General features: G+C 67.7%; 25 protein-coding genes and 2 pseudogenes. 12 read left to right on the top strand and 15 right to left on the bottom strand.

Annotated elements, in window-relative coordinates:
- Positions 1-37: 37 nt before the first annotated feature.
- The 3 genes from HMPREF9336_RS07630 to HMPREF9336_RS07640 are packed head-to-tail and all read left to right on the top strand — an operon-like array spanning position 38 to position 3,682.
- A complete protein-coding gene (locus HMPREF9336_RS07630; RefSeq protein WP_007470590.1) occupies positions 38-1,546 on the top strand; it encodes a flavin-containing monooxygenase in 1,509 nt (502 codons plus the stop codon).
- Positions 1,543-2,367, top strand: coding sequence for an alpha/beta fold hydrolase (locus HMPREF9336_RS07635; protein WP_007470592.1), 825 nt, complete (start codon positions 1,543-1,545; stop codon positions 2,365-2,367). The genes HMPREF9336_RS07630 and HMPREF9336_RS07635 overlap by 4 nt, the downstream gene beginning before the upstream one ends.
- 37 nt (positions 2,368-2,404) lie before the next feature.
- Positions 2,405-3,682: a DUF445 domain-containing protein gene (locus HMPREF9336_RS07640; protein ID WP_007470594.1), complete on the top strand. Its 1,278-nt coding sequence runs from the start codon at positions 2,405-2,407 to the stop codon at positions 3,680-3,682.
- A gap of 79 nt (positions 3,683-3,761) precedes the next feature.
- On the opposite strand, the gene pnuC is transcribed toward HMPREF9336_RS07640, so the two are convergent.
- Complete coding sequence (gene pnuC / locus HMPREF9336_RS07645) at positions 3,762-4,439, bottom strand: nicotinamide riboside transporter PnuC (RefSeq protein ID WP_007470598.1); 678 nt, start codon at positions 4,437-4,439, stop codon at positions 3,762-3,764.
- Between the two features lie 103 nt (positions 4,440-4,542).
- On the opposite strand from pnuC, the gene HMPREF9336_RS07650 reads away from it, so the two are divergent.
- From HMPREF9336_RS07650 to HMPREF9336_RS07660, 3 genes are all read left to right on the top strand, one after another.
- Positions 4,543-4,866 (top strand): hypothetical protein, encoded by a 324-nt coding sequence (locus HMPREF9336_RS07650; RefSeq protein ID WP_007470599.1) that lies wholly within the window; start codon positions 4,543-4,545, stop codon positions 4,864-4,866.
- 51 nt (positions 4,867-4,917) lie between these two features.
- Positions 4,918-6,603 carry a S53 family peptidase gene (locus tag HMPREF9336_RS07655; RefSeq protein ID WP_007470600.1) on the top strand — a complete coding sequence of 562 codons (1,686 nt, stop codon included), beginning with the start codon at positions 4,918-4,920 and terminating at the stop codon, positions 6,601-6,603.
- A 166-nt stretch (positions 6,604-6,769) separates the two neighbouring features.
- Positions 6,770-7,075, top strand: a complete 306-nt coding sequence (locus tag HMPREF9336_RS07660) for a hypothetical protein (RefSeq protein ID WP_021030309.1) — start codon at positions 6,770-6,772, stop codon at positions 7,073-7,075.
- A gap of 49 nt (positions 7,076-7,124) precedes the next feature.
- On the opposite strand, the pseudogene HMPREF9336_RS07665 reads toward HMPREF9336_RS07660, so the two are convergent.
- The 4 genes and pseudogenes from HMPREF9336_RS07665 to HMPREF9336_RS07680 form a co-directional block, all read right to left on the bottom strand.
- A pseudogene (locus HMPREF9336_RS07665) lies at positions 7,125-8,040 on the bottom strand (alpha/beta hydrolase).
- 2 nt (positions 8,041-8,042) lie between these two features.
- Positions 8,043-8,699: a DedA family protein gene (locus HMPREF9336_RS07670; protein ID WP_007470603.1), complete on the bottom strand. Its 657-nt coding sequence runs from the start codon at positions 8,697-8,699 to the stop codon at positions 8,043-8,045.
- Between the two features lie 63 nt (positions 8,700-8,762).
- Complete coding sequence (locus HMPREF9336_RS07675; RefSeq protein WP_007470605.1) at positions 8,763-9,377, bottom strand: hypothetical protein; 615 nt, start codon at positions 9,375-9,377, stop codon at positions 8,763-8,765.
- A gap of 44 nt (positions 9,378-9,421) precedes the next feature.
- A complete protein-coding gene (locus HMPREF9336_RS07680) occupies positions 9,422-10,381 on the bottom strand; it encodes a hypothetical protein (RefSeq protein WP_021030312.1) in 960 nt (319 codons plus the stop codon).
- 35 nt (positions 10,382-10,416) lie between these two features.
- Between HMPREF9336_RS07680 and HMPREF9336_RS07685 the strand changes: the two genes are divergently transcribed.
- Positions 10,417-11,538 carry a cystathionine gamma-lyase gene (locus tag HMPREF9336_RS07685; RefSeq protein ID WP_007470608.1) on the top strand — a complete coding sequence of 374 codons (1,122 nt, stop codon included), beginning with the start codon at positions 10,417-10,419 and terminating at the stop codon, positions 11,536-11,538.
- Positions 11,539-11,545: 7 nt separating this feature from the next.
- Here HMPREF9336_RS07685 and HMPREF9336_RS07690 read toward each other — a convergent pair whose 3' ends face one another.
- Entirely contained in the window at positions 11,546-11,815 is a 270-nt protein-coding gene (locus HMPREF9336_RS07690) for an excalibur calcium-binding domain-containing protein (RefSeq protein WP_007470610.1), read from the bottom strand.
- Positions 11,816-12,293: 478 nt separating this feature from the next.
- Here HMPREF9336_RS07690 and HMPREF9336_RS07695 point away from each other — a divergent pair, with 478 nt between their 5' ends.
- Positions 12,294-14,162, top strand: coding sequence for a DEAD/DEAH box helicase (locus HMPREF9336_RS07695; protein ID WP_084206628.1), 1,869 nt, complete (start codon positions 12,294-12,296; stop codon positions 14,160-14,162).
- A 6-nt stretch (positions 14,163-14,168) separates the two neighbouring features.
- On the opposite strand, the gene HMPREF9336_RS07700 is transcribed toward HMPREF9336_RS07695, so the two are convergent.
- Positions 14,169-14,858, bottom strand: coding sequence for a hypothetical protein (locus HMPREF9336_RS07700; RefSeq protein ID WP_156920317.1), 690 nt, complete (start codon positions 14,856-14,858; stop codon positions 14,169-14,171).
- 339 nt (positions 14,859-15,197) lie between these two features.
- Here HMPREF9336_RS07700 and HMPREF9336_RS07705 point away from each other — a divergent pair, with 339 nt between their 5' ends.
- Positions 15,198-15,488, top strand: coding sequence for a WhiB family transcriptional regulator (locus HMPREF9336_RS07705; RefSeq protein ID WP_021030314.1), 291 nt, complete (start codon positions 15,198-15,200; stop codon positions 15,486-15,488).
- 126 nt (positions 15,489-15,614) lie between these two features.
- Here the strand turns inward: HMPREF9336_RS07705 and groL are convergent, their stop codons facing one another.
- On the bottom strand, positions 15,615-17,228 hold the full coding sequence (gene groL, locus HMPREF9336_RS07710; RefSeq protein WP_007470616.1) for a chaperonin GroEL: 1,614 nt from the start codon (positions 17,226-17,228) through the stop codon (positions 15,615-15,617).
- An 86-nt stretch (positions 17,229-17,314) separates the two neighbouring features.
- Positions 17,315-17,614, bottom strand: a complete 300-nt coding sequence (gene groES / locus HMPREF9336_RS07715; protein WP_007470617.1) for a co-chaperone GroES — start codon at positions 17,612-17,614, stop codon at positions 17,315-17,317.
- A 176-nt stretch (positions 17,615-17,790) separates the two neighbouring features.
- On the opposite strand from groES, the gene HMPREF9336_RS07720 reads away from it, so the two are divergent.
- A complete protein-coding gene (locus tag HMPREF9336_RS07720; RefSeq protein ID WP_169727300.1) occupies positions 17,791-18,624 on the top strand; it encodes a neutral zinc metallopeptidase in 834 nt (277 codons plus the stop codon).
- A gap of 96 nt (positions 18,625-18,720) precedes the next feature.
- Positions 18,721-19,419, top strand: a complete 699-nt coding sequence (locus HMPREF9336_RS07725) for a cupin domain-containing protein (protein ID WP_007470621.1) — start codon at positions 18,721-18,723, stop codon at positions 19,417-19,419.
- A gap of 17 nt (positions 19,420-19,436) precedes the next feature.
- Here HMPREF9336_RS07725 and HMPREF9336_RS07730 read toward each other — a convergent pair whose 3' ends face one another.
- The 4 genes and pseudogenes from HMPREF9336_RS07730 to HMPREF9336_RS07745 form a co-directional block, all read right to left on the bottom strand.
- Positions 19,437-20,330, bottom strand: coding sequence for a D-alanyl-D-alanine carboxypeptidase family protein (locus HMPREF9336_RS07730; RefSeq protein WP_007470623.1), 894 nt, complete (start codon positions 20,328-20,330; stop codon positions 19,437-19,439).
- A 92-nt stretch (positions 20,331-20,422) separates the two neighbouring features.
- Positions 20,423-20,608: pseudogene (locus HMPREF9336_RS18390) on the bottom strand (MFS transporter); the annotation flags it as partial.
- Positions 20,609-20,661: 53 nt separating this feature from the next.
- Positions 20,662-22,065: an aspartate aminotransferase family protein gene (locus HMPREF9336_RS07740; protein WP_007470631.1), complete on the bottom strand. Its 1,404-nt coding sequence runs from the start codon at positions 22,063-22,065 to the stop codon at positions 20,662-20,664.
- Positions 22,050-22,514 (bottom strand): Lrp/AsnC family transcriptional regulator, encoded by a 465-nt coding sequence (locus tag HMPREF9336_RS07745; protein WP_007470632.1) that lies wholly within the window; start codon positions 22,512-22,514, stop codon positions 22,050-22,052. Before HMPREF9336_RS07745 ends, HMPREF9336_RS07740 begins: the two co-directional genes overlap by 16 nt.
- A 109-nt stretch (positions 22,515-22,623) precedes the next feature.
- Between HMPREF9336_RS07745 and HMPREF9336_RS07750 the strand changes: the two genes are divergently transcribed.
- Positions 22,624-24,108, top strand: a complete 1,485-nt coding sequence (locus HMPREF9336_RS07750) for a gamma-aminobutyraldehyde dehydrogenase (RefSeq protein ID WP_021030317.1) — start codon at positions 22,624-22,626, stop codon at positions 24,106-24,108.
- Between the two features lie 27 nt (positions 24,109-24,135).
- Here the strand turns inward: HMPREF9336_RS07750 and HMPREF9336_RS07755 are convergent, their stop codons facing one another.
- Together HMPREF9336_RS07755 and HMPREF9336_RS07760 are read right to left on the bottom strand one after the other, a co-directional pair.
- Complete coding sequence (locus tag HMPREF9336_RS07755; protein ID WP_007470635.1) at positions 24,136-24,786, bottom strand: LpqN/LpqT family lipoprotein; 651 nt, start codon at positions 24,784-24,786, stop codon at positions 24,136-24,138.
- 106 nt (positions 24,787-24,892) lie between these two features.
- Entirely contained in the window at positions 24,893-25,789 is an 897-nt protein-coding gene (locus HMPREF9336_RS07760; protein ID WP_007470636.1) for a hypothetical protein, read from the bottom strand.
- Positions 25,790-25,816: the final 27 nt, after the last annotated feature.

Below are 25,816 nucleotides of genomic sequence, written 5' to 3' on the forward strand. Positions count from 1 at the left end.
GTATCGGCATCGTAGTGTGAAGCATCAAGGAGCGTGTATGACCCAGAAACCGGACCACGAGGTCGTCATCATCGGTGGCGGCATCGGCGGCATCGGAGTCGGCATTCAACTGGACAAAGCTGGTATTTCCGACTTCGTCATTCTTGAGCGCCGGGGCGACATCGGCGGGACGTGGAACATCAACCACTACCCGGATGTGGCTGTCGACGTTCCGGGTATCGCGTACCAGTTCTCCTTCGAGCTCAACCCCGACTGGTCTCGGATCTTCCCCAAAGGCGAAGAGGTCAAGGCGTATATCAAGCGACTGGTGGAAAAATACCAGCTCATGCCGCATATTCGGCTCGGGCATGAGGTGATCTCTCGGGTTTGGGACGAGGCGAACCACCTTTGGCGGATCACGCTCAAGAGCGGCGACGTCATCACGGCCCGCTATGTCGTCTCGGCCATCGGGGCCTTCGTCGAGCCGAGAGTGCCGAACATCGAGGGGCTGGACTCGTTCCAGGGCAAAGTGATCCAGACCCAAGAGTGGGACGAGGACTACGACTTCACCGGCAAGCGGGTCGGGTTCATCGGCACCGGAGCCACCGCCGTGCAGGCCGTTCCGCAAGTGGCCAAGGTGGCGGGCCAGCTCGACGTGTACCAGCGCAGGGCAATCTGGGTCGCGCCGAAGCCCGACTTCAAGATCCCCGCAGCCGTGCGGTGGGCGTTCCGGCGCTTCCCCATCACCCAGCGCGTGCTGCGCGCGGTTGGGGTCGGCGTCGTGGAAGTGGGGCTGGTGGCCTTCGTGGCTTTCGGCAAGAACCTCGGCCCGGTCACCAAACTCGCCGAATGGCCGTGCCGAGCGCAGCTGTTCGCGCAGGTGCGGGACAAGGAGCTGCGCAAGAAGCTCACCCCGGACTACGGCTACGGCTGCAAACGCCCGAGCGTCTCCAACGTGTACTACAAGTCGTTCACCCAGCCCAACGTCGACCTGATCACCACCCCGATCAAGCGGATCACCCCCACCGGGATCGAGACCAAAGACGGGACGCTGCGGGAGATCGACGTCCTCGTCCTGGCCACCGGTTTCGACATGGCGCAGGATCCGGAGTCCTACCGGGAGCGGCCGGTCGTCGGCAAAGACGGGTTCAACTTGGGCGACTACTACGAGCACAACCCGGCCAAATCGTATGAGGGCGTGAGCATGCCCGGCATGCCGAACACGTTCACCGTGTTCGGGCCGTTCGGCTGGACGGGGAGTTCGTGGCATGTGCTCGTGGAGAACACCGCGCGGCACGCGATCCGGGTGATCCAGGAGGCGTACCGAAGGGGGGCGACGGCAGTCGAGGTCACGCCCGCGGCGCTGGAGCGGTTCGACGCGTTCATCCGGCCGAGGGCCTCGAACTCTTTGATGCACCGGTCGAGCTGCGCCAACTCGAACACCTACTACATCGACCGGTTCGGCTACTTCTCCTACCTCCGCCCGACGACCTCGTACCAGGCCACTCACGCGAGCAAGACGTTCTCGCTTGACGACTATCACTACGCGAGTCTGCGAACATCGTGAGCGCCGGGGAAATCCACGCTGGTGGGCAGCGTCTGAGGTACGCGGAGTTCGGCTCGGGAAGCCGGGTCGTCGTGCTGGCCCCGTTCCTGCTCGCGTCCCACCGGACGCAGGAGCTCTGGGCCCGAGCGCTCGCCGAGAGAGGTTTCCGGGTCATCGCCGTGGACCTGGTCGCCGACAGCGTGAACGGTTTCCCCCTCTCCATCGAGCACTACGACACCGAAGCGCTCAGCAAACAGTTGCTCGCCGTGCTCGACCGGCTCGGCGTCGAGCGCGCCGTGCTCGGCGGCACCTCGCTCGGGGCGAATGTGGCGCTGGAAGTGGCGGCCGTCGCGCCCGAGCGGGTGGCGGGCCTGTTGCTTGAGGGCCCCATCCTCGAAGACGGGGTCGCGGCCTACGGGTACGTTTCCTCGGCCTTGCTGCTGCTCCTTTCGGCGGGCCGCCCCTTGCTGTGGTGCGCCAAGAAAGCCACGCAGTTCATCCCGCAGGGCCGCTGGGCGGCAACGGATCTGCTCTTGGACCTGCTCGCCGCGCCGGCCGAGCGAAGCCGCGCAGTGGTGCACGGGCTCGCCTTCGGCCGGATGGCTCCGTCGAAACAAGCCCGGACGTCGGTGACGGCTCCCGCGCTCATCCTGGTCCTCAAGGCCGACCCCTTCCACCCCGCCTCCGACGCCAGGCGGCTCTGCTCCGAACTCGGCGCGGGGCAGCTGCTGCACGTCGGAACGATCTTGACGCTCCGGCTGCGGCCGAAGCGGGTCACCCCGGCGATCATCAGCTTTTTGAACGAGGTGTTCGGCCAAGTGAACGATGCGAGGCTTCCGTAGCCAGCGCGGTTCGTCCGAGACGCTTTAGACTGATGCGGTGAGCGTCATCCCGCCCGGCGAGCTGTGGTCCTCAGACGAGGCGAAACGAGTTGAGCTACGCCGGATGAAGGCAGTGGCGACCGGCTTCTTCCTCGTGGTGACCCTGGTGTATATCGCGACGCTCTGGCACCAAGCGGCGTGGCCCGGTTCTTTTCCGGCGTTCCGAGGGTTCGTGCGAGCGGGCTCGGAGGCGGGCATGGTGGGCGCGCTCGCGGACTGGTTCGCGGTGACCGCGCTCTTCCGGCATCCGTTGGGTTTGCCGATCCCGCACACCTCGCTCATCAAGAAGAAGAAGGACCAGGTGGGCGCTCAGCTCGGCGACTTCATCAGGGAGAACTTCTTGACCCCGGACCTGGTGGAGCGCCAGATCCGGGAGGTCGGCGTGCCGCGTAGGCTGGGGGACTGGCTCGCGGTTCCTTCGCACGCGGAGCGCGTCGCGACCGAAGCGGGCGCGGCCTTGGGCAAATTGGCGAACTTGCCGAAAGACGAAGACGTGGCGCGCGTTATGCAGACCTGGGTCGTCGACCGGATCAGCGAGCCGGACTGGGCTCCTATCGCGGGCAAGCTCCTTTCCGACGTGCTGGAGGAGGGTAGGCACCGCCCGCTCATGGATCTTGTCTTCGAGCGGGCGCACGAATGGGCGCTCACCAGCGAGCCGATCATCCAGAAAGTGGTGAGCGACGACTCGCCGGGCTGGACCCCTCGGTTCGTGCGCGGGCTCGTCGGCGACAAGATCCACCGCGAGCTGGTGGAGTTCACCGCCAGGGTCCGCTACGAGCAGGACCACGGCCTGCGCCGGGCGATGGACCGATGGCTGGTCGAGCTGGCCGAGGACCTCTCGAACGACCCCGCCATGATCGAGCGGGTGGAGAAGATCAAAGCGCAGCTCATCTCCCCGGAGTCGGTCGAGCATGTGGCGATGCTGCTCTGGACGAAGACGAAACAGACCCTTCAAGACCCGAGCGGCGCGATGCAGGAACGGCTCGTCGAGGCGACGTTGCGCATCGGAGTCCGGCTGCAGGAGTCTCCCGAGCTGCGCCGTCGCCTGGACGACTGGCTGGTCGGCTCCGCCCGCTACCTCGCCGAGCGGTTCTCGGTCGAAGCGGTGGCCATCATCGGGGAGACGGTCAAACGCTGGGACGTGGACGACGCGAGCCGCAAGATCGAGCTCAACGTGGGCAAAGACCTCCAGTTCATCAGGATCAACGGCACTGTGGTGGGCTCGCTCGCGGGCGTGGTGATCCATGCGCTCTCGCTGATCGCATTCGGCCCTTAAGGCGCCGGGCTTCCAGGGCTGAGCGATCTCGGCGTTATCGGCCTCTCGTGCGGCAGGGCTCGTTCCTCGCCACTTCCCGTCAGGCGAACGCGGGAGCCGCGAGGGCGAGCCTGCTCCGGCGCAGCGAACGCTGCCAGACCAGCCACCCCCAGATCGCGAAGACGAGGAAGACGACCGTGAGCATGGCGGTGAGGTGCAGGCCCTTGTAGATATACAAAGGGATGTAGACGAAGTCGACGGCCACCCACAAAGGCCAGGTCTCGATGTACTTGCGCACCTGCGCCCACATGGCGATGATCGAGAAGACCGAGGTGAACGCGTCGAGGAATGGCGCGGAGTCGTGCAGACGGACCAGGACGGCCCAGAGCCACCAGGTGCCGAAGGCCAGCGCGAGCGCTTGCAGATGCCATTCCCACTGCGGCGTGCGGGTCACCGGGTGGTCGGTCTTCCTGGCGCTGTCGCCTTTGATCCAATGCCACAGGCCGATCGCGCCGAGCACGGCGTAGCCGATCTGCAACGACATGTCGGCGTACAGGTGGGCGGTGAAGAAGAGGGGGATCCAGACCACGTTGTTGGCGATGGAGTACGGCCAGCACCACGGCGACTCGACCGCCGCGTACCCGGTGCTCGCGACGCCAAGGACGAAGCCGATCACCTCGGCCCAGGAGGTGGGCTGGTCGCCGAACACCCGGAACGCGGAGCTGTCGAGCCAGTGTTTGAGCTCGACGAGCTGCTGGAAGAGGTCGGAGAGAACCATGGGCAAAGCTTAGGGCGAGGCGCGGGAAGCGGAGAACGCCCGATCCCGATAGTGTCGCAGATCTCATCCGACGGGCGCTGCTCTTCTCGGGTACCCTCAGAACATGGCAACGAGATTTGAGAAATACCTCGAGGACATCGACGCGCGCAACGCGGAGATCGCGGAGGACGACGAGCCGCAGGAGCAGGAGTTCAAGGAGACCGGCAACTTCGTCGCCGACCTCAAAGAGGGCATCAGGATGATGAAGGCCGGGGAGAAGATGGTGCGCAGCGCGGCGGAGAAGGCTGTCGGCAGCGGCATCACCTGGGGGCAGATCGGCGGCCTGCTCGGCTTGCCGGGCGAAGTGGCCCGCCAGCGCTACGGGCACACGCCGAACCCTGGCAATGTGGCGCTCGGCAGCGGCATCCCGGACGCCTACAAGATGTGAGACCGCTCGGGGTCGACGGCATGTGTCAGAGGATTTCGCTAGCCTGGAGACATGTCCGCAAAGAGCCACGTCCCGCTTCGCGGTAGCGAGCGTCCCGAGCTACACAGTCTGATCGCGGCCGCGCCGGTTCCCGACGACGAGCGGGTCGACGCGACCGTCGTGCTTCGTCGTCGGGCGGAGCTGCCCGAGAGTTTCGTCCGGGGCACGCAGACCTTGACCGGCGCTGAGCTGGCCGAGCGCTATGGCGCAGATCCCGCCGATGTCGCTCGAGTCGCCGACGTGCTCGGCCGTTTCGGAGTCGACGTTTCCAGCGTCGACGCTCGTTCGCGCAGAATCCGGGTTGAGGGGAATGCCCGTGCGATGCGCGAGGCGTTCGGCTGCGCGTTGTTCGTCTCCGCGCAATCGGCCCAAGGCGCTGCGGCCGGGCCGAGGCATCGGTACCGGACGGGGCAGCTCCAGGTGCCTGCGGAGCTCGACGGGATCGTGACCGCTGTGCTGGGCCTGGACAACCGCCCGCAGGCAGAGGCTCGGCTGCGGTTCGTCCCTGCCCAGGCGCGCTCGACTTCCTACACGCCGTTGCAGCTCGTCAAGACTTATAACTTTCCAGCTCAGGCGACCGGCGCTGGCCAACGGCTGGCGATCGTCGAACTCGGCGGGGGCTACTCCGACGAGGAGCTGCGCCGGTATTTCGCCGGGCTCGGCGTCAGCGCGCCGCACGTCACGGCGGTGTCGGTGGACGGAGCGAGGAACGCTCCTGAGGGCGACCCGAACGGCGCGGACGGGGAGGTGGTCCTCGACGTGGAAATCGCTGGGGCCATGGCGAACGGAGCCGAGATCCTTGTCTATTTCGCGCCGAACTCCGACCGGGGCTTCCTCGACGCGGTGAGCGAGGCGGCGCATGCGAATCCGGCTCCGACCGCGATGAGCATCAGCTGGGGCTCGCCCGAGAGCGCATGGACTCCCCAAGCCCGCGAGGCGATGAACCAGGCGTTCGCCGACGCCGCCGCGCTCGGGGTGACGGTGACCGCGGCCGCGGGGGACGCGGGGAGTTCGGACGGCGGCCCGCGCAATCGGCCGGAGACCGACTTTCCTGCGTCGAGCCCGTATGTGCTGGCCTGCGGCGGCACGCGGCTGGTGGCCGAAGCCGACACGGGTTCGGTCATTTCCGAGACTGTGTGGAACGCGGGCCCGGCAGGCGGGGCGACAGGCGGCGGAGTGAGCCGCGTTTTCGCGGAGCCGCAGTGGCAGACACATGTGCAGGTGCCGGGCGAAGGCCGGGGCGTCCCTGACGTCGCGGCGGTGGCGGACCCGGCGACAGGGTACGAGGTCGTGGTGGACGGGCGGCCCATGGTGGTGGGCGGGACCAGCGCGGTCGCTCCGCTGTGGGCGGCGTTGGCCTGCCGTCTCGCGCAAGCGCTCGGGCGTCCGCTCGGCCTCTTGCAGCCGCTCGTCTATCCGCAGGCGGCGGGAACGGAGCAGTTCCCTGGCTTCCGGGATATCACAGAGGGCAACAACGGAGCGTATTCGGCAGGACCCGGCTGGGACGCGTGCACAGGGCTCGGCGTGCCCGACGGCCAGGCTTTGCTCGACTATCTGCGTCCTCAGCTCCGCCCGGCGGGCCAACCGGCGGCGCGGGCGGGGGAGCGGTCCGCCGTGGACCCGGAGGACTGGCGGGCGGAGCAGGGGGCGTCGCGGGACGGCGACCTGAGGCGGGAACGCCCTCCGCACTGGGGATGAGCGAGCAGCAGACGTTTTTGATCGCGATTTGATCACGGTCCTTCTCATCGGGAAGTTTCCTGCGGGCAAGATCGTTCTCTTCAGAGAAGCCAAAGAATTCTGAAACCGGGGCGTTCGAGGGCTCGAAGTAGTTAGGATTCACTAGCTAAGTAGATGGGAAGGGCCTATGAACAGGGGTGTGCGCAAGGCCGTGTTGGGCCTTGTCGGATTCGGCTCGCTCTCCCTCGGCCTGGGCGCTGCGCCGGTCGCGTCCGCTGCGCCGACGATCGCATCGCCTCCCGCCTCGCATGTCGCCGCGCTGGAAGCCCACCGTTGGAAGGCGCAGTGCTGGTGGATCGACGACCGCAGGGCGGACAACCGTCGATGGGGCACGGCCCGAGGGACGGGCAAGTCTCGCAGCAGGGCGTTGCGAGACGCCCGTGCCGATGTGCCGAACGGCGCGTTCGTCCATCACTGCGACTCGAGCCGCTGACTCCGGGTCCGGGCGGCGCTGCGCGTCGGCCGTCGTCGAGCGGACGTCGCTAGAGCTCGGGAACGGGCAGGTGCTCGTGGAGGAACGCGACATAGTCCTCGACGGCTTGTTCAAACGCAGCTCCGTTGTAGATCTCGAAATGGCCGAACGGGTACCGTTTGACGGTCGCGCGAGGAGCTTGCGCGGCGAAACGGAGAGTCGGCACGGGCGGGGCGACCGAGTCCCGCTCGCAGACTGCGAACAGGACAGGCGGGGCGACTTTCGAGGCTGCGCGGCCAGGCGACCAGAGCGCGATGGCCGCTGCGGACCGGGCGGAGACAGCGTTGGCGAAGGCGAAATCCTCGGGCACGAGCCCGAGGTAACCGTCCTTCGCGTCGGGGCGGTTCATGAGCGCGGCAGAGCCGGTCTCGCCTGCGAGCGGGACGGAGGACCGGGGCGTTGCGCCGCGCGGCGGCGAGCAGGTCGAAGGCGGCGCTTGCGGCCACCCGGACCACGCCGGGCGGGCGCACCGTCAAGAGCGAGGCCAGTCCGCTGGTGAACGGGCATTGGGCGATCACGGCGGCGAGCGAGGGGTCTTTCGCGGCGAGCGCGATGACGTGCCCGCCGCCGAAAGACGTGCCGAAGACGGCGATCTTGCGCGGATCGGCCCCCGGAGCCGAGCGCGCGTAGCGCACGGCGGCCTGCCAGTCCTCTTGCTGCCTGCGGACCGAGAGCAGCTGCCTCGGCTCGCCGCTGGACTCCCCGAAATGCCGGTAGTCGAAGGTCATCGCCAGATACCCGGCTCGGGCGAAGCGCCGGGCATAGGCGGGCAGTCGCATTTGACGGACCGCCCCGAGGCCATGGCCGAGCACGACGATCGGACGCAAGGGGAGAAACGAGTCGGGACCGTCCGGACGGAAGAGCGATCCCGCGCAGGAGCCTCGGCCCGAGGCGAACCGGACCTCCGTCTCGATGACCGCGCCCACGGCTAGACCTCCGAGGACGTGTCCGCCGATACGAGTGCTTTGCGCTTCGCGCGGACTCGGACGATCTCACGGACCAGGAAGTACAGCAACAGCGCGACCACGACCACGGTGATCACGTTGGACACCCGGCTCAAGTACTTCTCGACGTTTTGGCCGATGAGATAGCCGAGCGCCGCGACGACCACGGCCCAGACGATGCCGCCCGCCGCGTTGGCCGGAGCGTAGACGCGAAGACGCATGCCCGACATGCCCGCGAGGCCGGGGACGAACGCGCGCAGCGCGGCGGCCCAGCGGCCGAAGAACACGGTGAGCGCGCCCCGTTTGCGCAACGCGGCCCGGGCCCTCTCGATGTGATCGGGTTTCACGATCCGTTTCGGCAGTTTGTCCAGGAGCGATTGGCCCCAGCGTTTGCCCACCTCGAAACCGATGAAGTCTCCGATGATCGCCCCGAGGATCCCGGCGACGATCACCGCCCACAGGGGCAGCTGGCCTTTGCTCGCGCCGATGGCGGCGAGCAGCAGGACGATCTCCCCCGGAATCACCACGCCGAGGAAGACCGACGCCTCGAGCGCAGGCAGGAGGAAGGCCATCACAAGCAGCGCCCACGGGGGAAGGCCCTGGAGCGTTTCGACGATCATATGGATGATGTGCCCGACCACCGCAACAGTCTACGGCTTCGCGCCGATCGTCAGCCACGGCGTCCCGCGCGCGGCAGGCCCGGATTAGTTCTCCGGCTCGGCGGAAGGGGCGGGCGCTGGTTGCGGGACGTCCCAGAAGAGGACCGGGGCGAACCGCTCCACGGAACCGGCGTAGAAGCCGAGGGCGAGGATCGTCCCTCGGTCGGCCATGAAACGGACTTTCCCGGTGATCCGGTCGCCGACTTTGACGTAATGGAGCATGGCGGGGAGCGAGTCGGCGGAGCCGGAGTACTGAGGGTAGTAGTACTGGAAGGGCAGGTCGCCGTAGAAAGCGCGGAAATTGAATGTGCCGGGGAGGAAGACCTCGGGGCTCTGGCCGGAGATCACATGCACGGCGATCTGCGCCTCCCAGAGCTTGCCGCCGGTGGGCGTGGTGATGAACCCGGGGACCGGCGCGCACGCGAGGGCGGCGACTTCGACCTTCACCCCCTGCGTGGTGAACGTGACCCCGTAGCCCAATGGGCGGTGCCCGTTGTCCTCCCCCGAGTCCTCTTCGTCGCTTTGGCTCTCCGAACCGCCGTCCGTTTGGCCGGTGTCGTCGTCATCGTCGGGATCCGCGAAGGCGCGCCCGGCGGGGAGCGCGAGCAGGGCCAGCGGGCTGAGAGCGAGCGTCCGAAGGGCGGCGCGGCGTTCGAGCATGCGGAGAGTCTACTGGAGCGGACGGAAGCGCTGTGTTCGCGGTCTCAGCCGCGCCCGGGCCGCTCGTCCGGGTCGCGGGGACCGTCGGCGAGCGCGTTGAGGGTGTCGAAGAAGGCCCCCTCGACATGGACGGCGATGTCGCCGTCCTCGTTTTGGGTGGTGAGTTGTTGGTAGACACCGTCTTTCCAATAAAAGACCTCAGGGCTGACCGGTTTCGCGGCTTGCTCGTGCCATTCCCGCGAGAGATGGGCCAGGATGTTCAGCGAGGTGGCTGTCTCGCCCGCGTCGCGGGGCAGGTGCAGCAGCACGATCTGCTGGAGGGGGACGGCGAAGACGACGCCGTGCTCGGCGGCCCTGCCGTCGAGCAGCGCGGGGAAGTCGAGCGCCTTCGCCGCGGTGAAGAAGGAATCGCTCCGGAAGAGTTCGATCTGCGCGCCGTCCTGTTCGAGCACGTCGTGGCTCTGCGTCGGCTCTGCGGCGGTGTTCGCCAGCGCCGAGGCCCACACAGCTTCGAGGTCTCTACCCTTCAGGTGCAGGTCCGCGAGGGTGATCACGGTTTCTGGGAGGTCGTGGCAGAGCACGATCAGCGGGGAGGTCCCGGCGCGGTCGGGGACGAGCGCGCGGGCGTATCGGTACGACTGGGCGGAGCCGTCCTGGGCGTTGAGGGCGTTCAGAGCGTCGGGGCCGACGAGCCGGGCGCGGGTGAGCCGCAAAAACTCCGCGTCGGGGAGCTGGGCCGATTCCAAAGCGCTCGGCGCGGCCATGACCCTGGCGTAGTGCGCGACGACGCTCGGCCATTCCGAGCGCTCGACCCTGGCGCAGGCGTGGGCGACGTCGGCGAGGAAGAACAGCCCGCCGTCGTCGAGGACGAGCGCGGAAGGCTCGATCCGCACCGTCCGCTTGCCCATTTCGGCGAGCGCCTCCACGGCGATCGAGCGGATCTCGTCAAGGTCCGCCTCTTCCATCCCTTCGGGGAGTCCGAGCTCCGCTTCGCTTGTGCTCACACGTCGAGCCTACTGGCCCCTCTACGCTAGGAGGCATGAGCCGTCCCGATGAGCCTGGTCCGAACACCCGCTGCGTCCGCGCGACGAGCAGTCCCCACGCTCCGGGCGAGCCGCTGTCGCCCAGCCCGGTGTTCACGTCGACGTACCACGCGCTGCCGGTCGGGGAAGCAGGGGATTTCTACGGCCGGAACTCGAATCCCACATGGCGGGCATTGGAGGCGGCGCTGGCCGGACTGGAGCGGGCAGAGCGCGCGCTGGTCTTCCCGACCGGCATGGGGGCGATCACCGCCACGCTGCGCGCGCTGTGCGTCGGCGGCACGCTCCTAGTCCCGTCGGACGGCTACTACCAGACTCGGGTGTACGCGGGGGAGCGGCTCGCAGCTTCCGGGGTCGAGGTGCGCGCGGAGCGCTGCGGGGCTTTTGTGGACGCGATCCGCGCGTTGGCCGGAGCCCCGCAGCCCCGAGTGGTTTTCGCCGAGACCCCGGTGAATCCGACGCTCGACGTGCTCGATCTGCGCGCGGCGGCCGCCGCCGCGCGCGAGGCCGGGGCGATCTTGGTCGTGGATAACACGGCGGCGACTCCGTTCGGGCAGGTTCCGCTCGATTTCGGCGCGGATCTCGTCGTTGCCGCCGCGACGAAAGGCTTGTGCGGCCATAGCGACATCACTCTGGGCTACGTGGCGGCCAATCGCGCCGACCTCGCCCAAGCAGTCGAGCGCGAGCGGACCGTCTCCGGGGCGACGACCGGCCCGTTCGAGGCATGGCTCGCGCACCGCAGCTTGGCCACCGCCGCGCTGCGCTTCGACCGCCAGTGCGCGAACGCGCAGGCGGTCGCCGAATTCCTCAGCGGAAAGCCGCAGGTGCGCTCGGTGCGTTACCCGGGTTTAGCCGCAGACCCCTCCCACGGGCTCGCGGCGCGGCAGATGGCCCGCTTCGGCAGCCTGGTTTCGATCGAACTCGCAAGCATCGCGGCGGCGCAGCAGTTCCTCGCCCGGAGCGCGCTTTTCGCAGAAGCGACGAGCTTCGGCGGCGTGCACAGCACCGCTGATCGGCGGGCGAGGTGGGGCGACGCGGTGCCGGAAGGCTTCTTGCGGCTCTCGATCGGCATCGAGGACGAACGAGACTTGCTCGCGGATCTCCGTCACTCGTTGGGGTGAGCGACGGCTACGTGCACTCGATGCCGCTGTTGGTGGGGTCGAGCGCAGGGTTGTAGCCGAGATCGCCCCGTTTGATGGGAATTTCCCCTCGGGCTCGGGCTTCGGCGCAGTTTTTCCAGCCGCCGACCGGGAAGAGCTTCCCGTACGGTCCTTTCACCCAGAGCGGTCCAGGGGGAGCCGCGTTCTGCGCATGGCCTGCGGCGGCCGAGGGATCCGGCGAAGGCTGGCTGTCGTCGGCGGCCGCGAGCGGGGCCGCAGGGGCAAAGAGCGCTCCCACAAACCCGAGCAGGCAAACTCCTCGTGCCGGTCTCCTCATTGCGTACACCTCAATCTGCTTCAGACGAACGGTCTCGGTATGTGTTGTACAAATCACTTTACCGAAAAATGTGATCTAAATCAAATAGATGAGGCGTGGCGTGCCGCTCAAGGGAACGGCGGCGCGAGGCGCCTAGGCGCCTCGCGCCGCCGTTGGTGGGGTCGAGCGCCGGGTTGTAGCCGGGTCCGCCCCGGACGATGGCCGCGACCCCGTGCGCCGGGGCTTCGGCGCAGTTCTTCCAGCCGTTCACCGGAGAGGGCTTGCCGTACGAATCTGTGCCCCGCTGAGTCGGCCCGCTGGGCCGCTGGTCGTCCGCATCGGCGGCAGACCTCGGGACGAGCAGGGCGAGTCCGATCATCGCTACGAATAGGGCGGCCCGCGATCTTTGCGGCAATCCCGACACTATGCTGCGCACCTCTTCCAACCTCTGCTACGACATATGCCACTATGTGGCGTTTCTCAAAGTAAGGGATTTGTGATCCAGGGCAAAAGTTTGGATTTCTGGCTCTGGGGCTGTTCGCCGTATCATGGGCAAGGCAAATCGGGGACGCTCCCCGCGTGTGGGAGGCCCAAGGCACAGGAGACGAGCAGGTTGACGCAGGCGAGCGCCCAGGCGAGGCCGTTGCGCACGTGGCAGCGGCGCGCGTTGGCGAAGTACTTGAGCTCTTCTCCGTCGGATTTTCTCGCAGTGGCCACTCCCGGTTCGGGGAAAACGACGTTCGGGCTCCGGATCGCCGCTGAGCTTCTCGCCGACCGGACCGTCGACCAGATCACCGTGGTGACGCCCACCGAACATCTCAAGCATCAGTGGGCGGACTCGGCGGCGCAGTCGGGCCTGCTCCTCGACGCGCGGTTCTCGAACGCCGTGGGCATGACTTCGAGCGACCACCACGGAGTGGTGGTGACGTACGCCCAGATCGCGGCCCATCCGGCGCGGCACAGGGTGCGCACCGAGCGCAAGCGCACGCTTGTGCTCCTCGACGAGGTCCACCACGCGGGAGACGCGAAGTCGTGGGGCGACGGCGTGCGCGAGGCGTTCGAAGGCGCGGAGCGGCGGGTGGCGCTGACCGGCACGCCGTTCCGCAGCGACGACAACCCTATTCCGTTCGTCCGGTACGAGCCGGTGGGGGACGGTTCGCTCATGAGCCGCTTCGACCACCAATACGGCTACGCGGAGGCGTTGGCGGACGGAGTGGTCCGTCCCGTGGTGTTCCTCGCGTATTCCGGCGAGGCGCGCTGGCGGTCCAACGCGGGCGACGAGTACGCCGCGCGGCTCGGCGAGCCGCTCACCCGCGAGCACACCGCCCGCGCCTGGCGCACCGCCTTGGACCCGCAAGGCGACTGGATCCCTGCCGTGTTCGCCGCCGCGCATCGGCGTTTGGAGCACAAGCGCGCGACCGGCATGCCGGACGCCGGCGGATTGGTGATCGCCACGGACCAGGACAAGGCGCGGGCGTACGCGTTGAAGCTGCGCGAGATCACGGGGGAAGCCCCGACGGTCGTCGTCTCCGACGATCCGAGCGCGTCGGGGAAGATCGCAGAGTTCTCCCGGGGCACCTCGAAGTGGATGGTGGCGGTCCGCATGGTGTCGGAAGGCGTGGACGTGCCGAGGCTCGCGGTCGGGGTGTACGCGACGAACTCCGCGACGCCGCTCTACTTCGCGCAGGCGGTCGGCCGTTTCGTCCGCGCCCGCCGCCCAGGCGAGACCGCGAGCGTCTTCCTGCCTTCTGTGCCGGTGCTGTTGGGACTGGCGAGCGAGCTGGAGACGCAACGCGACCACGTGCTGGGCGCGCCTAAGCGGCAAGAGGAAGAAGAGGGCTGGGAGGACGGGCTTCTCGAGAAGGCGAACCGCAAAGAGTCCACGGCGGATCTGTCGCAGGAGTCATTCGAGGCGCTCGGCGCGCAGGCCGAGCTGGATCAGGTGATCTACGACGGGAACTCGTTCGGGACCGCCACCTTCGCCGGGTCGGACGAAGAGGCGGACTACTTGGGGTTGCCCGGGCTCTTGGACGCGGAGCAGATGCGCGCGCTTTTGAGCAAGCGGCAGGAGGAGCAGTTGGCGCGGCGCTCGCAGGCCCCTGCCGCCGTGGTTCCGACGACGGCGGAGCAGCCCGGCAAGAGCCTTTCCGACTTGCGCCGCGAGCTGAACGCCCTGGTCGCGTCCTACCACCATCGCACGGGGAAGCCGCATGGGGTCGTGCACACGGAGTTGCGCGCGAAATTGGGCGGGCCCGCAGTCGCGGCTGCTTCTGCGCAGCAGCTCAAGGAGCGGATCGACCTGCTGCGCAGATGGGCCCGGTCGACCTGACCCGAGTCAGGCCCACTGGCCGCGCAAAGCCGTAGCCTTCCCGTCCCAGCCCTCGTCCGGCGAGGTGGCGTGCAGCAGCATGGCGGCGGCCCAGGCCAGCGGCAGCAGACCCGCGTCCTCGGTTTTCGCGAAGACGTCTTCGGCGAGCGTTCGTGCTGTGGCGGTCGAAGCAGCGCAGGCGTGCGCCGCGGCGAGGATCAGCCGCGACTTGCACGCGTGCCGCCTGCTGGGACAGCTGTCCGCGAGCTTCTGGCCGGCGGCTGCCGCGCGCAGCGCGTCGTCCGGGCTCCCCTCGGCCATCGCCGCTTCGGCGCTCACCCACCGCCAGCGGAGCCTCGCTCGCCAGCCGAAGGGCGCGGACTCTGCTTCGTCGAGCAGCGTCTCGGCTTGGTCCAATGCCCGGCGAGTGTCGGCGAGGCTTCCCAGGCCGATATTGTCGGCGGCGACGCCGGTCAAGGCGTCGCATCGGGCGAGCACGAATTCGGGGTCTTCCTTTTGCCGCGGGGCCCGCTCAGAGAGAAAGGCGAGCGCGCGCGTGTCGAATTGCAAAGCCCGCTCGTGGCAGCCTTGTTGACGGAGTATCGAGGCTTCGAGGCTGAGCGCCGTGGACCGCAGCGCGGCAGAATAGCGCGACTCGCGGAGCGGCGCGACCTCCCCGGTCGCGTCGGCGTATTTGCCCCGCCCCGCCAGCGCCACCGCGCGCAACCATTGCTCAAAGGGCGTTTTCGCAGGAGGCAGGGGGTGCGCCCCGGGGCGGTCGCCAAACGCGGCGGAAGTTAACACGGAGTTTAACGCGAATTGATCAGATGTAAATTTTTCGGAGATTTCAGCATCCTAGAGGAGTTTTTCTCACATAGCGGGGATGGGATATGTGAAATGCCACTTTTTTGGGGTCTTGACGGCGCTGCTGTCGCCTCGTACGGTAGCTCCAACACAACGAGGTGGTCAACCCGAGTCGGCGGTGGAGAGCAGATGCTCGCCAGGCGGATGTTTGGGCGAATAATTGAGGCTTTACGAATGAGGAGCACCGTCACTATGTCGATTCCACTTCTCCCGGGTCCAAATGCGGACGTATGGGATTGGCAGATGAAAGGAGTCTGTCGCGGGATGGACTCCTCGATTTTCTTTCACCCGGAAGGGGAGCGCGGTCGGGCCCGTAGGCAACGGGAGAATAAGGCGAAGGAATACTGCAGGCAGTGCCCGGTCATCATGCAGTGCCGCGAGCACGCGATCCGGGTCGGCGAGCCCTATGGGATTTGGGGAGGGCTGTCCGAGTCCGAGCGCATCGCCGCGATGGAGAAGCGCCGCCGCAGGCTGGCGAGCTAGCGGAGACAATAGGAAAGCGGCCGGTCCTCTCGGACCGGCCGCTTTCCTAATTTCGCGGGTTCGCGGGCGGATGATCGCCCGACGCGCTCCGACGAAGCGGATCGCCGCCTGAGAACCTGCGGGCAATCAGTGGGCGTGGCCGTGGTGGCCGTGCCCGCCGTCCGCCTTGACCGGCTTGTCGATGACAGCGGTCTCGGTGGTGAACACCATGCGCGCGACCGAGGCCGCGTTGACCACCGCCGAGCGGGTCACTTTCACCGGGTCGATGACGCCGGCCTCGAGCAGGTCCTCGTAGGTCAGTTTCGCGGCGTTGAATCCGAGGTTCGGGTTCTCGGCGACCTTGCTGACCACCACGGCCCCGTCCTGGCCCGCGTTGGACGCGATCCAATGCAGCGGAGCCTTGATCGCGTTCGCGACAACGGTCACGCCGATGGCCTCGTCGCCGGGAAGGCTCGCCGCGAGCTGGGCGAGTCCCGCGCCCGCGTGCACCAAGGCGGTGCCGCCGCCGGGGACGACGCCCTCCTCCACAGCGGCTTTCGCGGCGGAGACGGCGTCCTCGACGCGATGCTTGCGCTCCTTGACCTCGGTCTCGGTGGCCGCGCCGACCCGGATGACCGCGACGCCGCCCGCGAGCTTGGCCAGACGCTCCTGCAGTTTCTCGCGGTCCCAGTCGGAGTCGGTGTTCTCGATCTCCTGGCGGATCTGGGCGACGCGGGCCTGCACGTTGTCGCCTGCTCCCGCGCCGTCGACGATCGTGGTCTCGTCCTTGGTCACGACGATGCGCCGGGCGGAGCCGAGCACCTCGAGGCCGACCTCGCGCAGCCGCAGCCCCACCTCGGGATTGACCACTTGGGCCCCGGTGACCACTGCGAGATCCTCAAGGAACGCTTTGCGGCGGTCGCCGAAGTACGGGGCCTTCACGGCCACCGCGTGCAGTGTCTTGCGGATGGAGTTCACCACGAGGGTGGACAGCGCCTCGCCTTCCACGTCCTCGGCGATGATGAGCACGGGTTTGCCCGCCTCGGCGATCTTCTCCAAAAGCGGCAGGAGGTCCGGCAGGGAGCTGATCTTGTCCCGGTGCAGCAGCACAGAGGCGTTCTCCAGCACCGCTTCCTGCTCGTCCTGGTCGGTGATGAAGTAGGGGGAGAGGAAGCCCTTGTCGAAACGGACGCCTTCGGTCACCACGAGTTCGGTCTCAAGCGTTCCGGACTCCTCGATGGTCACCACGCCGTCTTTGCCGACTTTGGTCAGCGCTTCGCCGACCAGCTGGCCGATCCGCTCGTCGCGGGAGGAGACAGTGGCGATCTGGGCGATGTGCTCCTCGCCGTCCACCGGGGTGGCGAGTTTGAGGAGCGCTTCGCTCACGGTGTCGGCGGCCTTGGCGACGCCGGAGCCGAGGGCGATCGGGTTCGCGCCCGCCGCGACATTGCGCAGGCCTTCGCGGATCAGCGCCTGCGCGAGCACGGTCGCGGTGGTGGTGCCGTCGCCCGCGACGTCGTTGGTCTTGGTGGCGACCGATTTCACCAGCTGCGCCCCGAGGTTCTCGAAGGGGTCTTCGAGGTCGATCTCGCGGGCGATGGTGACGCCGTCGTTGGTCACGGCGGGGCCGCCGTACGCCTTGGCGAGCACGACATGCCTGCCTCGGGGGCCGAGGGTCACTTTCACGGTGTCGGCGAGCCGGTCCACGCCGCGCTCGAGGGCGCGGCGGGCGGTCTCGTCGTATTCGATGAGTTTTGCCATGGGTGAAGTCCTAGGGGAGAAAGTCGAAAAAGGGGCGAAATCAAAGCTAGCCCGCCCAGCGGCGCTGGGCGGGCTAGCTTCGGGGATTACTTCTCGATGACAGCGAGGATGTCGCGGGCCGAGAGGATCAGGTACTCCTTGCCGTTGTACTTGATCTCGGTGCCGCCGTACTTGCTGTAGATGACGGTGTCGCCCGCCTTGACATCGAGGGGGATGCGGTTGCCCTTCTCGGTGACCCGGCCTTCGCCGACCGCGATAACAGTGCCCTCCTGGGGCTTCTCTTTTGCGGTGTCCGGGATGACCAAGCCAGAAGCGGTGGTCGTCTCGGCCTCGTTCGCCTCGACGAGGATCTTGTCCTCAAGCGGCTTGATGTTCACGCTCGCCACGATGAGCCTCCAATTTCACGTTGATCTTTGTGGTTCGTGGCCCGCTTGCGCTCCCCGAGTCGCGGGTCCAGGGTGTTCAGCGCGGCCACTAGCACTCTACATGGTCGAGTGCTAAAGCTCAACAACTGGATGTGATGTCGCCCGACTGGGAGCGATGGTTACCCTATCAAGCACTGATGAGAATGGAGATCGCGATGCGGATTGCGGGGCGGGCGGCGCGCTGGGGGTTTGCCGCCCTCTTGGTGTTGAGCGCTGCAGGGGCAGGGACGCGCGCCGGACAGGCGCAGGCCGACCCGGTCCCCGAGGTGGCGGCGGCGGAATTCCTGCACGACGACGAGGGGCTCGACCAAATCGATTGCGAGCTGCCGCGATGGTCGACGGATCCGGGGAGCTTGCAGGCCTTCTTCACGACTGCGCGCGACTGCATGGACGCGGCGTGGACTCCGTTGCTCGCCCGGCACGGCGTGCCGAATGTCTCGCCCGCGCTGATCTTTCCCGAGAAAACGCCGTTCGCCAGCTCCTGCGGCGAGGTGACCCAGGACATCATCGCGGCTATCTACTGCGCGGGAGACGACTCGCTCTACATACCTGCGAGCGGTTTGCAGACGGAAGTGTTCGGCGACCATCCTGGTGTTTACCTGGCTCTCTTGGCCCACGAGTATGGGCACCACGTCCAGATGCTGACGGGGATCACGAGCCAAGTGCTCGCCCTCCTGCCCTCCGGCAACTGGAACACGCCCGAGGGACTGGAGCTGTCTCGGAGGGTCGAGCTGCAAGCGCAGTGCTTCTCCGGGATGTTCCTTGGGGCCGAAGCGGGGCGCGGCAGCATCACCAGGGCGACGCTCGCCGAGGGCAGGCTCGGCCAAGACGGGCGGGGCGACGGCAACCGGCCCGGCGAGCTTCCCGACCACGGGACCAGCGCCCACGTCTTCAGTTGGTGGGAGCGCGGCACGAATAACAAAATCGCCGATTGCAATACCTTTAGCGCCCCGAACGCCGATGTGACGTAATTTTGGGGTCCGCGCGGCCGTCGGCGGTTCCGCGCTCTTATCGAATTCTTCTGCTGGCTATGGACTTTTCTCAGCTGCTGCCAATACAGTGCCCGCATGACGATGAATCGACGACAAGTGCTCGGCGGAGCGGGGCTCGTCGGAGCGTCCGCGTTCGGCGGAGCGACGGCGGACCGCGTGCTGAGCCCGCGTCAAGAGCCGCCGCCACCGCCGCCGCCCGAGCGCGGCGTGCCCGACGAGGACGCGGCGAGGTTCGGCGACCCTCGCATTCCGGCGGAGCTCGACACGAAGCAGCCGCACTTGTTCCACCTCTCCGCGTTGGAGCCCACGCGCTTCGACGGCGGGGAGCTGCGCCAGGCCAGCGAGGCGAACTTCCCGATCCTCACCGGCCAGAAGGCCAGCGTGGTCATGGTGACGTTGGAAAAGGGCGGGATCCGCGAGCCGCACTGGCACCCGAGCGCTTGGGAGATCAATGTGGTGGTCTCCGGCAAAGCCAAGTGGAGCATTCTGGAGCCAGAAGGGCATCACGAGCAGTTCGACGCGGGTCCGGGCGACGTGATCTTCGCCCCGCAGGGCGACTTGCATTATTTCGAGAACCCTTATGACGAGCCGTTGAAGGTGCTCATCGTCTTCAACGCGAGCACGCAAGAGGGCAAAGACGACATCGGCTTGGCTTCGGCGATCAGCGCGATCCCGCCGGACGTGCTCGCGACGGTGTTCGGCGTGCCGGCAGAGCACTTCGCCCAGCTGAAGAAGGTGGACAAGTCGATGACGATCGTCCGCCGCCACGGCTGAGCCGGCAGGCTCCCAGCTCAGCCGAGCGTGCCGACTTCGAGGCCGGGCTCCAAGGCGAAGCCCCAGTCGAAAAGGGCGCGAGCCTGCTGGGCCGGATAGGAGCCGGGGTTGTGCATCACTGCGACCACGAGCCGTCTGCCATGCCGCGCCGCGGCTCCGACGAAGTTGTACTGCGCCTCGTCCGTGAAGCCCGTCTTGCCGCCCAGCATGCCGGGGTAGGAGCCCAAAAGCGGATCGCGGTTGACGAGCTGGATCGCTGGGGAGCCGGAGACCGTCGCGCGCTCCTGCCGCACGATTTCGGCGAAGGTGGGATTGCGCAACGCGGCCCGGAAGAAGAGCGCGAGATCGTGCGGCGAGCTGGACACCCCAGGCGCTTCGAGGCCGGAGGGCGTGGCGGCCCTGGTGTCGTTGGCTCCGAGGCGCGCGGCCTCGGCGTTCATTTTCGCGACGGCGGGGCCGACCCCGCCGAGCGCGCGGGCGAGCGTGTTCGCCGCGCCGTTCGACGAGATCATGAGCAGGGCTTCGAGCAGTTCGCGCACGGTGTGCGTTTCGCCGGGCCGGATGAACCTGACGATGCTCTCGCGGTCCGCCGCCTCGTCGTCGGCGTTTTCGGTGAGGCTTTGGCCGACGTCGAGCTCGCTCAGCACGACAATCGCCAGAAGGGTCTTGATGGTGCTGGCCGGGTGGTAGTGGCTGTGGGGGTTGCGGGCCGCGAGCACCTCGCCGGTGTCGAGATCGGCGACCAGCCACGCGGGAGCCGCGCCGTCGGGGACCGGCTCCGAGCCGGACGGCTGGACCACGCCGCTTTGCGGGGCCAAGGTGGGGTCGTCGGGGTCTGCGGTGGCGAACGAAGCCGTCGCGGCCATGGCAGAGCTGATTGCGATCAGGGTCCGAAGGGCGGTGCGGAGCATCCGACCAGCCTAGTGCGAGGGCTCCGATCAGGCCTCGGCGAGCGCCGGGCGGCGGGCTTCGCCAGCTTGTCCGCCCCGAGCCAGGTGATCGCGCCCATGCGCCCGAAGACGACCCCGCCAAGCGGCCTCGCGACGAAACCGACCGCGAGCGCGGCGGCGGTGCCGGAAAGAAAGAAGTTGTACCACTCCAACGCCGTGCCGACGAGCGCTCCCCACACCGCTTTCCGGGCCTGGCCGTCCGGGGCGGTCTCTTTCGTGCCGTTGTCTGTCCGCGCCATCGCCCAACGGCACGGGAACCGGGCGCCGCGCGAACGGACGAGGGCCGGTCGGGCTAGAGCTTGGACCAGGCCTGCGTCAGCGCGGAGCGCAGGATCGACTCCATCTCGTCGAACTCTCGCTGTCCGCAGATGAGCGGCGGCGCGAGCTGGACCACCGGTTCGGCGCGGTCGTCAGCGCGGCAGTAGAGCCCGCCCTCGAAGAGGGCTGTGGACAGGAAGCCGCGCAGCACTCGCTCGGACTCCTCGGGGGAGAAGCTCTCCTTGGTCGCCTTGTCCTTGACGAGCTCGATCCCGTAGAAGAAGCCCGCGCCGCGCACGTCGCCGACGATTGGCAGGTCCAAGAGCCGGTCGAGCGTCGCCTTGAAGGCGGCGGCGTTCGCGGCCACGTGCTCGTTCAGCCTTTCGCGCTCGAAGATGTCGAGGTTGGCGAGCGCCACGGCTGCGGACACCGGATGCCCGCCGTAGGTGGAGCCGTGCATGAAGACCGTGGTCCCGTCCGCGAAGGGCTCGAAGATCCTCTCGCTGGCGATCATCGCGCCGATCGGCGCGTAGCCGGAGGTGAGCCCTTTGGCGCAGGTGATGATGTCGGGGGTGTAGCCGTATTGCCCGCAGGCGAACATCGGGCCGATCCGCCCGAAGGCGCAGATCGTCTCGTCCGAGACGAGCAGCACGTCGTGGCGGTCGCAGATCTCGCGCACCCGCTGGAAGTAACCGGGCGGGGGAGGGAAGCAGCCGCCAGTGTTCTGCACCGGTTCGAGGAAGACTGCGGCGACGGAGTCCGGGCCCTCGAAGAGGATCGCCTCCTCGATCCGGTCCGCGGCCCACAGCCCGAAGGCGGCGTAGTCCGACGCGTACGCCTCGGGGGCTCGGTAGAAGTTCGTGTTCGGGATCCGGAACCCGCCAGGGACGAGGGGTTCGAAGGGGACTTTGAGCCCGGGCAGGCCGGTGATGGACAGCGCGCCCTGCGAGGTGCCGTGGTAGGCGAGCGAGCGGGAGAGCACTTTGTGCTTGGTGGGTTTGCCGACGAGCTTGAAGTACTGCTTGACGAGCTTCCACGCGCTCTCGACGGCTTCGGAGCCGCTGACGGTGAAGAACACCCGGTTCAGGTCGCCTGGCGCGTACCCCGCGAGCCGTTCGGCGAGTTCGGCGACCGGCGGGGTGACATAGCCCCAGACCGGGAAGTAGCCGAGCTCCTTGGTTTGCGCGGCTGCGGCCTCGGCGAGTTCGGCTCGCCCGTGGCCGACCTGGACCGCGAAGAGGCCCGCGAGGCCGTCGAGATAACTCCTGCCCGCGTCGTCCCAGATCCGCGCGCCCTCGCCCCGGACGACGACCGGCGGCGCGATCCCTTCGCCGTGGCGGGCGAAGTGGCCCCAGACGTGCTTCTTCGCGGCTGCGGCGACAGCGGACGGATTGGCCGGGACGTTCCGGTTTGCCGGCGCGCTCACTGCTTGCCCCATGTGTACTGCTCCTTAGCGATCTTGAGGTAGACGAAGGTCTCGGTGCTGACCACGCCTGGCAATGCTCGGATGCGCCCGCCCAAAACGTCGAGAAGCTCCGCGTCGTCCACGCAGACGACCTCGACAAGCACATCGAACGAGCCCGCCGTCTGCACCACGTATTTGACCTGCGGAATCTCCCCGAGCTGCTCGCCCAGCTCCCGGGCGTCGCCCGCGCAACGGATTCCGATCATCGCCTGGCGGGCGAAGCCGACCTGTTTCGGGTCGACCACGCCGACGATCTGCAGCACGCCGCTGTCCACGAGCTTCTGCACCCGCTGGCGCACGGCTGCCTCGGAGAGGCCGACGAGCTTCCCGATGGCGGCGTACGACTGCCTGCCGTCCTCCTGGAGCTCTTCCACGATGGCTTTGGAGATCTCGTCCAGAGGCTGCCGAACGCTTGTGGTCATATGAAGAATGTAACGAAATCAGTTGAACAAATCAATATTAAGAACGGAATTAGTTGCGAATTTCATATTTATCTTGCGATCCGGTTGAGGCATTGTTAGGCTGGCTGCTATGACGACACGCGATATCCCAGGTTGCTTCATCGGCGGCGCGGACTCCGCCGGAACGGGCGCGCGGCACATGGTGGTCAATCCGGCGACCGGCGAGCCTGTCGCGGAAGTCGCGTTGGCGACCGCGACGGAAGTGGAAACCGCTGTCGCTTCTGCCCGCGCGGCGCAGCCCGAGTGGGCGAAAGCGACCCCCGCCGAGCGCGCCGGGGTGCTCTTCAAGCTCGCGGCCCTCGTCGAGGAGCGCGCCGACGAGCTGGTCGCGGACGAGGTGGCGCAGACCGGCAAGCCAAAGCGGTTGGCCGCCGAGTTCGACATTCCGGGCAGCGCCGACAACATCGCGTTCTTCGCGGGCGCGGCGCGGCTGTTGGAGGGCAAAGCGTCGGGGGAGTACTCGGGCGGGCACACCTCCTCGATCCGGCGGGAGCCGGTCGGGGTGGTCGGCGCGATCACCCCGTGGAACTACCCGTTGCAGATGGCTGTGTGGAAAACTGCCCCCGCGCTCGCGGCCGGATGCGCCGTGGTCATCAAGCCGAGCGAGCTCACCCCGCTCACCACGTTGCGCTTGGCCGCGCTCGCGGTCGAAGCGGGCCTTCCGCGCGGCGTGCTCAATGTTGTCGTCGGCGCGGGGGCCGAGGCGGGCGACGCGCTTTCCGGACACCAAGGCGTGGACGCGGTGACCTTCACCGGCTCAACGGCGGTGGGGCGGACCGTGATGGCGCGGGCGGCGGCGCGCGGGGCGCGCGTGCAGCTTGAATTGGGCGGCAAAGCCCCGTTCGTCGTCTTCGAGGACGCGGATCTTGAGGCGGCGATCCACGGGGCGGTGGCCGGGGCGCTCATCAACTCCGGGCAGGACTGCACCGCTGCGGCGCGCGCCATCGTGGCCGAATCCGTCTACGAGGATTTCATCGCCGGAGTGGCGGAACTGATGGAGAAGGTCGTCCAGGGCGACCCGCTCGACGAGGGCGTCGACATCGGGCCGCAGATCTCCTTCGCGCACCGCGACCGGGTGGCCGGGATCGTGGCGCGCGCGAAGGCTGCGGGGGCCAGGGTCGCGGCGGGCGGCTGCGCGCCCGATCTGCCTGGCGCGTTCTACCGGCCCACGCTCCTCGCCGACGTGGCGGAAGACTCCGAGGCGTACCGCGCCGAGATCTTCGGCCCGGTGCTCGTCGCTCGCGCGCACACCGGCGAGGACGACGCGATCCGGCAGGCCAACGACACCGAGTACGGCCTCGCGGCCTCAGTGTGGACGCGGGACGTCTACCGGGCGCAACGGGCCTCGCGCGAGATCCGGGCGGGTTGCGTCTGGATCAACGACCATATTCCGATCGTCAGCGAGATGCCGCACGGGGGATTCGGCGCTTCGGGTTTCGGCAAGGACCTCTCGGCGTACTCGCTCGAAGAGTATTTGGCGGTGAAGCATGTCATGAGCGAGATCACCGGCGAGCCGAAAAAGGAATGGCACCGCACGATCTTCCGGCTGCGCTGACCCGAGACGGCTTGCGGCGGGCCGAGGTCATTTCAGGGTGATCTTCAACCCTTGGTCGAGCGTTTTCAGATCGTCCGCGAGCTTGCCCGCCTGGTCCTCGGTGGTGGTGACGGTGAGCAGGACGGCGAACGCGCGGTCGCCGGAGCCCGCGAGGACGTAGCGGTTGAGCACGTGCAGCGCCCGGTCCTTGTCGTCGGAGTAGGAGCCTTCGATGACGGCGGAGGGGAAGCCGTCGAAGTCGTCAAGGGAGGATCTCGTCTTCTTGAAGTCCTTGTACCGCTCGGTGTCCACGAAGCCGCGCAGGATGGCCGACCTCGGATCGAAGCTCCCGTTGAGCTTATGGACGACGACGACGGCGTTCGGGACGAAATTCTGGTCGATCGCCCGTCGATCGGTGAGCACGGTGTAGGTGTTGGGGACCTGGAGCCTGTCATAGGCGAACCAGCCGGGCGGCTGCTGCAACCCGATGCGCAGGGGACTGTCGTCCGTCGCGGTCTGCGCTTGGACGGTCACACCGTGGTTCTGCAGGTATTGGTCCATGGTCATGTCCGAGGCGGGCATGCGGCTCGTGCTGGCCGCAGACGGAACGGACGGGGCCACGTGTTGCTCGTCCGAGCATCCCGACAAGAACGTTCCGATGGCGGACAGAATGACTGCGGCACGGCGCAGGGCGGTCATGCGACTCTCCTTTTTCGTTGTGTGGGCAGAGCGCGTCGGGCGCTCATCGTTGAGAACGATGAGCGCCCGACGGTCTGTGAGCGATTGTTGGCGATGGCGTTGCTTTTTAGTTGAGGCCGTCGCCGAGGTCCGTCAGATTCCCGATGATCGACGAGCCGAGGTCGGCGCCGACCGGCGTGCCATCCGGCTTGTTGAACACCCCGGAGCCGTTGAGCACACCGGAGATCGTCCCGGCGATGAAGCCCACCGGCACGAGCGCGATGCTCGCCACGGTCGCTCCGACGACTCCCCAGTAGGTGCTGCCGAGCACGCCTGCGACCTGGCCGAGGCCCGGCCCGGCGACCTGGGTGGCGAGCTGGTTGGTGACGCCGCCGAAGATCTGCGCGAAGTTGACTCCGGTGTTGATGCCGCTCACCGCTCCGGTGAATGTTCCGTCGATCGCGCCGATGACGCCGCCTGCGACCGCGCCGAGGATCGGGCCGCCGAGCTGTCGGCCGACGGCTCCCACGCTTTCGCCCTGCTTGACGGCGTTGTCCAGCCCCCAGGCCATGTTCTGGACATAGCCTGTGGTCGGATCGCTCAAAGGCGTAGTGTCGATATTCGTTGAGATCGAGGTGCCGTACGCGCCGTTGATCGCGCCGGCGGCGATGGACCAAGGAACGCTGCTCACCGCCGCGGTGGCCACCGGAGCGACAGCCAAGACGGCGCCTGCGACCGCGCCGATGCCTGCGCCGATCGCGCCGAGCACGGTGGAACCGACGACTCCGGCCACGCTGCCGATAGCGGCTCCGGCCTCTGCGCCGTACTGGGCAGCCCCGAGACTGACCGCTGCCTCGCCGTGGATGAGGACGTTCGCGGCCCCGAGCAACCCGATCGCGGTGCCTGCGACGCCGCCGAGGACGGCTCCGACAAGGCCGCCATTGGTGGCGGCGCCGATCTGCTGCCCGACCTTCGCCGCTTCCATCGGACCGACCGGGACGCGCAGCGGGTCATAGTTGATCACTGTCCCCGATTGAACGAATCCCCCCAA

Origin of the sequence: Segniliparus rugosus ATCC BAA-974, assembly GCF_000185725.2 — a bacterium.
Taxonomy (GTDB): Bacteria; Actinomycetota; Actinomycetes; order Mycobacteriales; family Mycobacteriaceae; genus Segniliparus; species Segniliparus rugosus.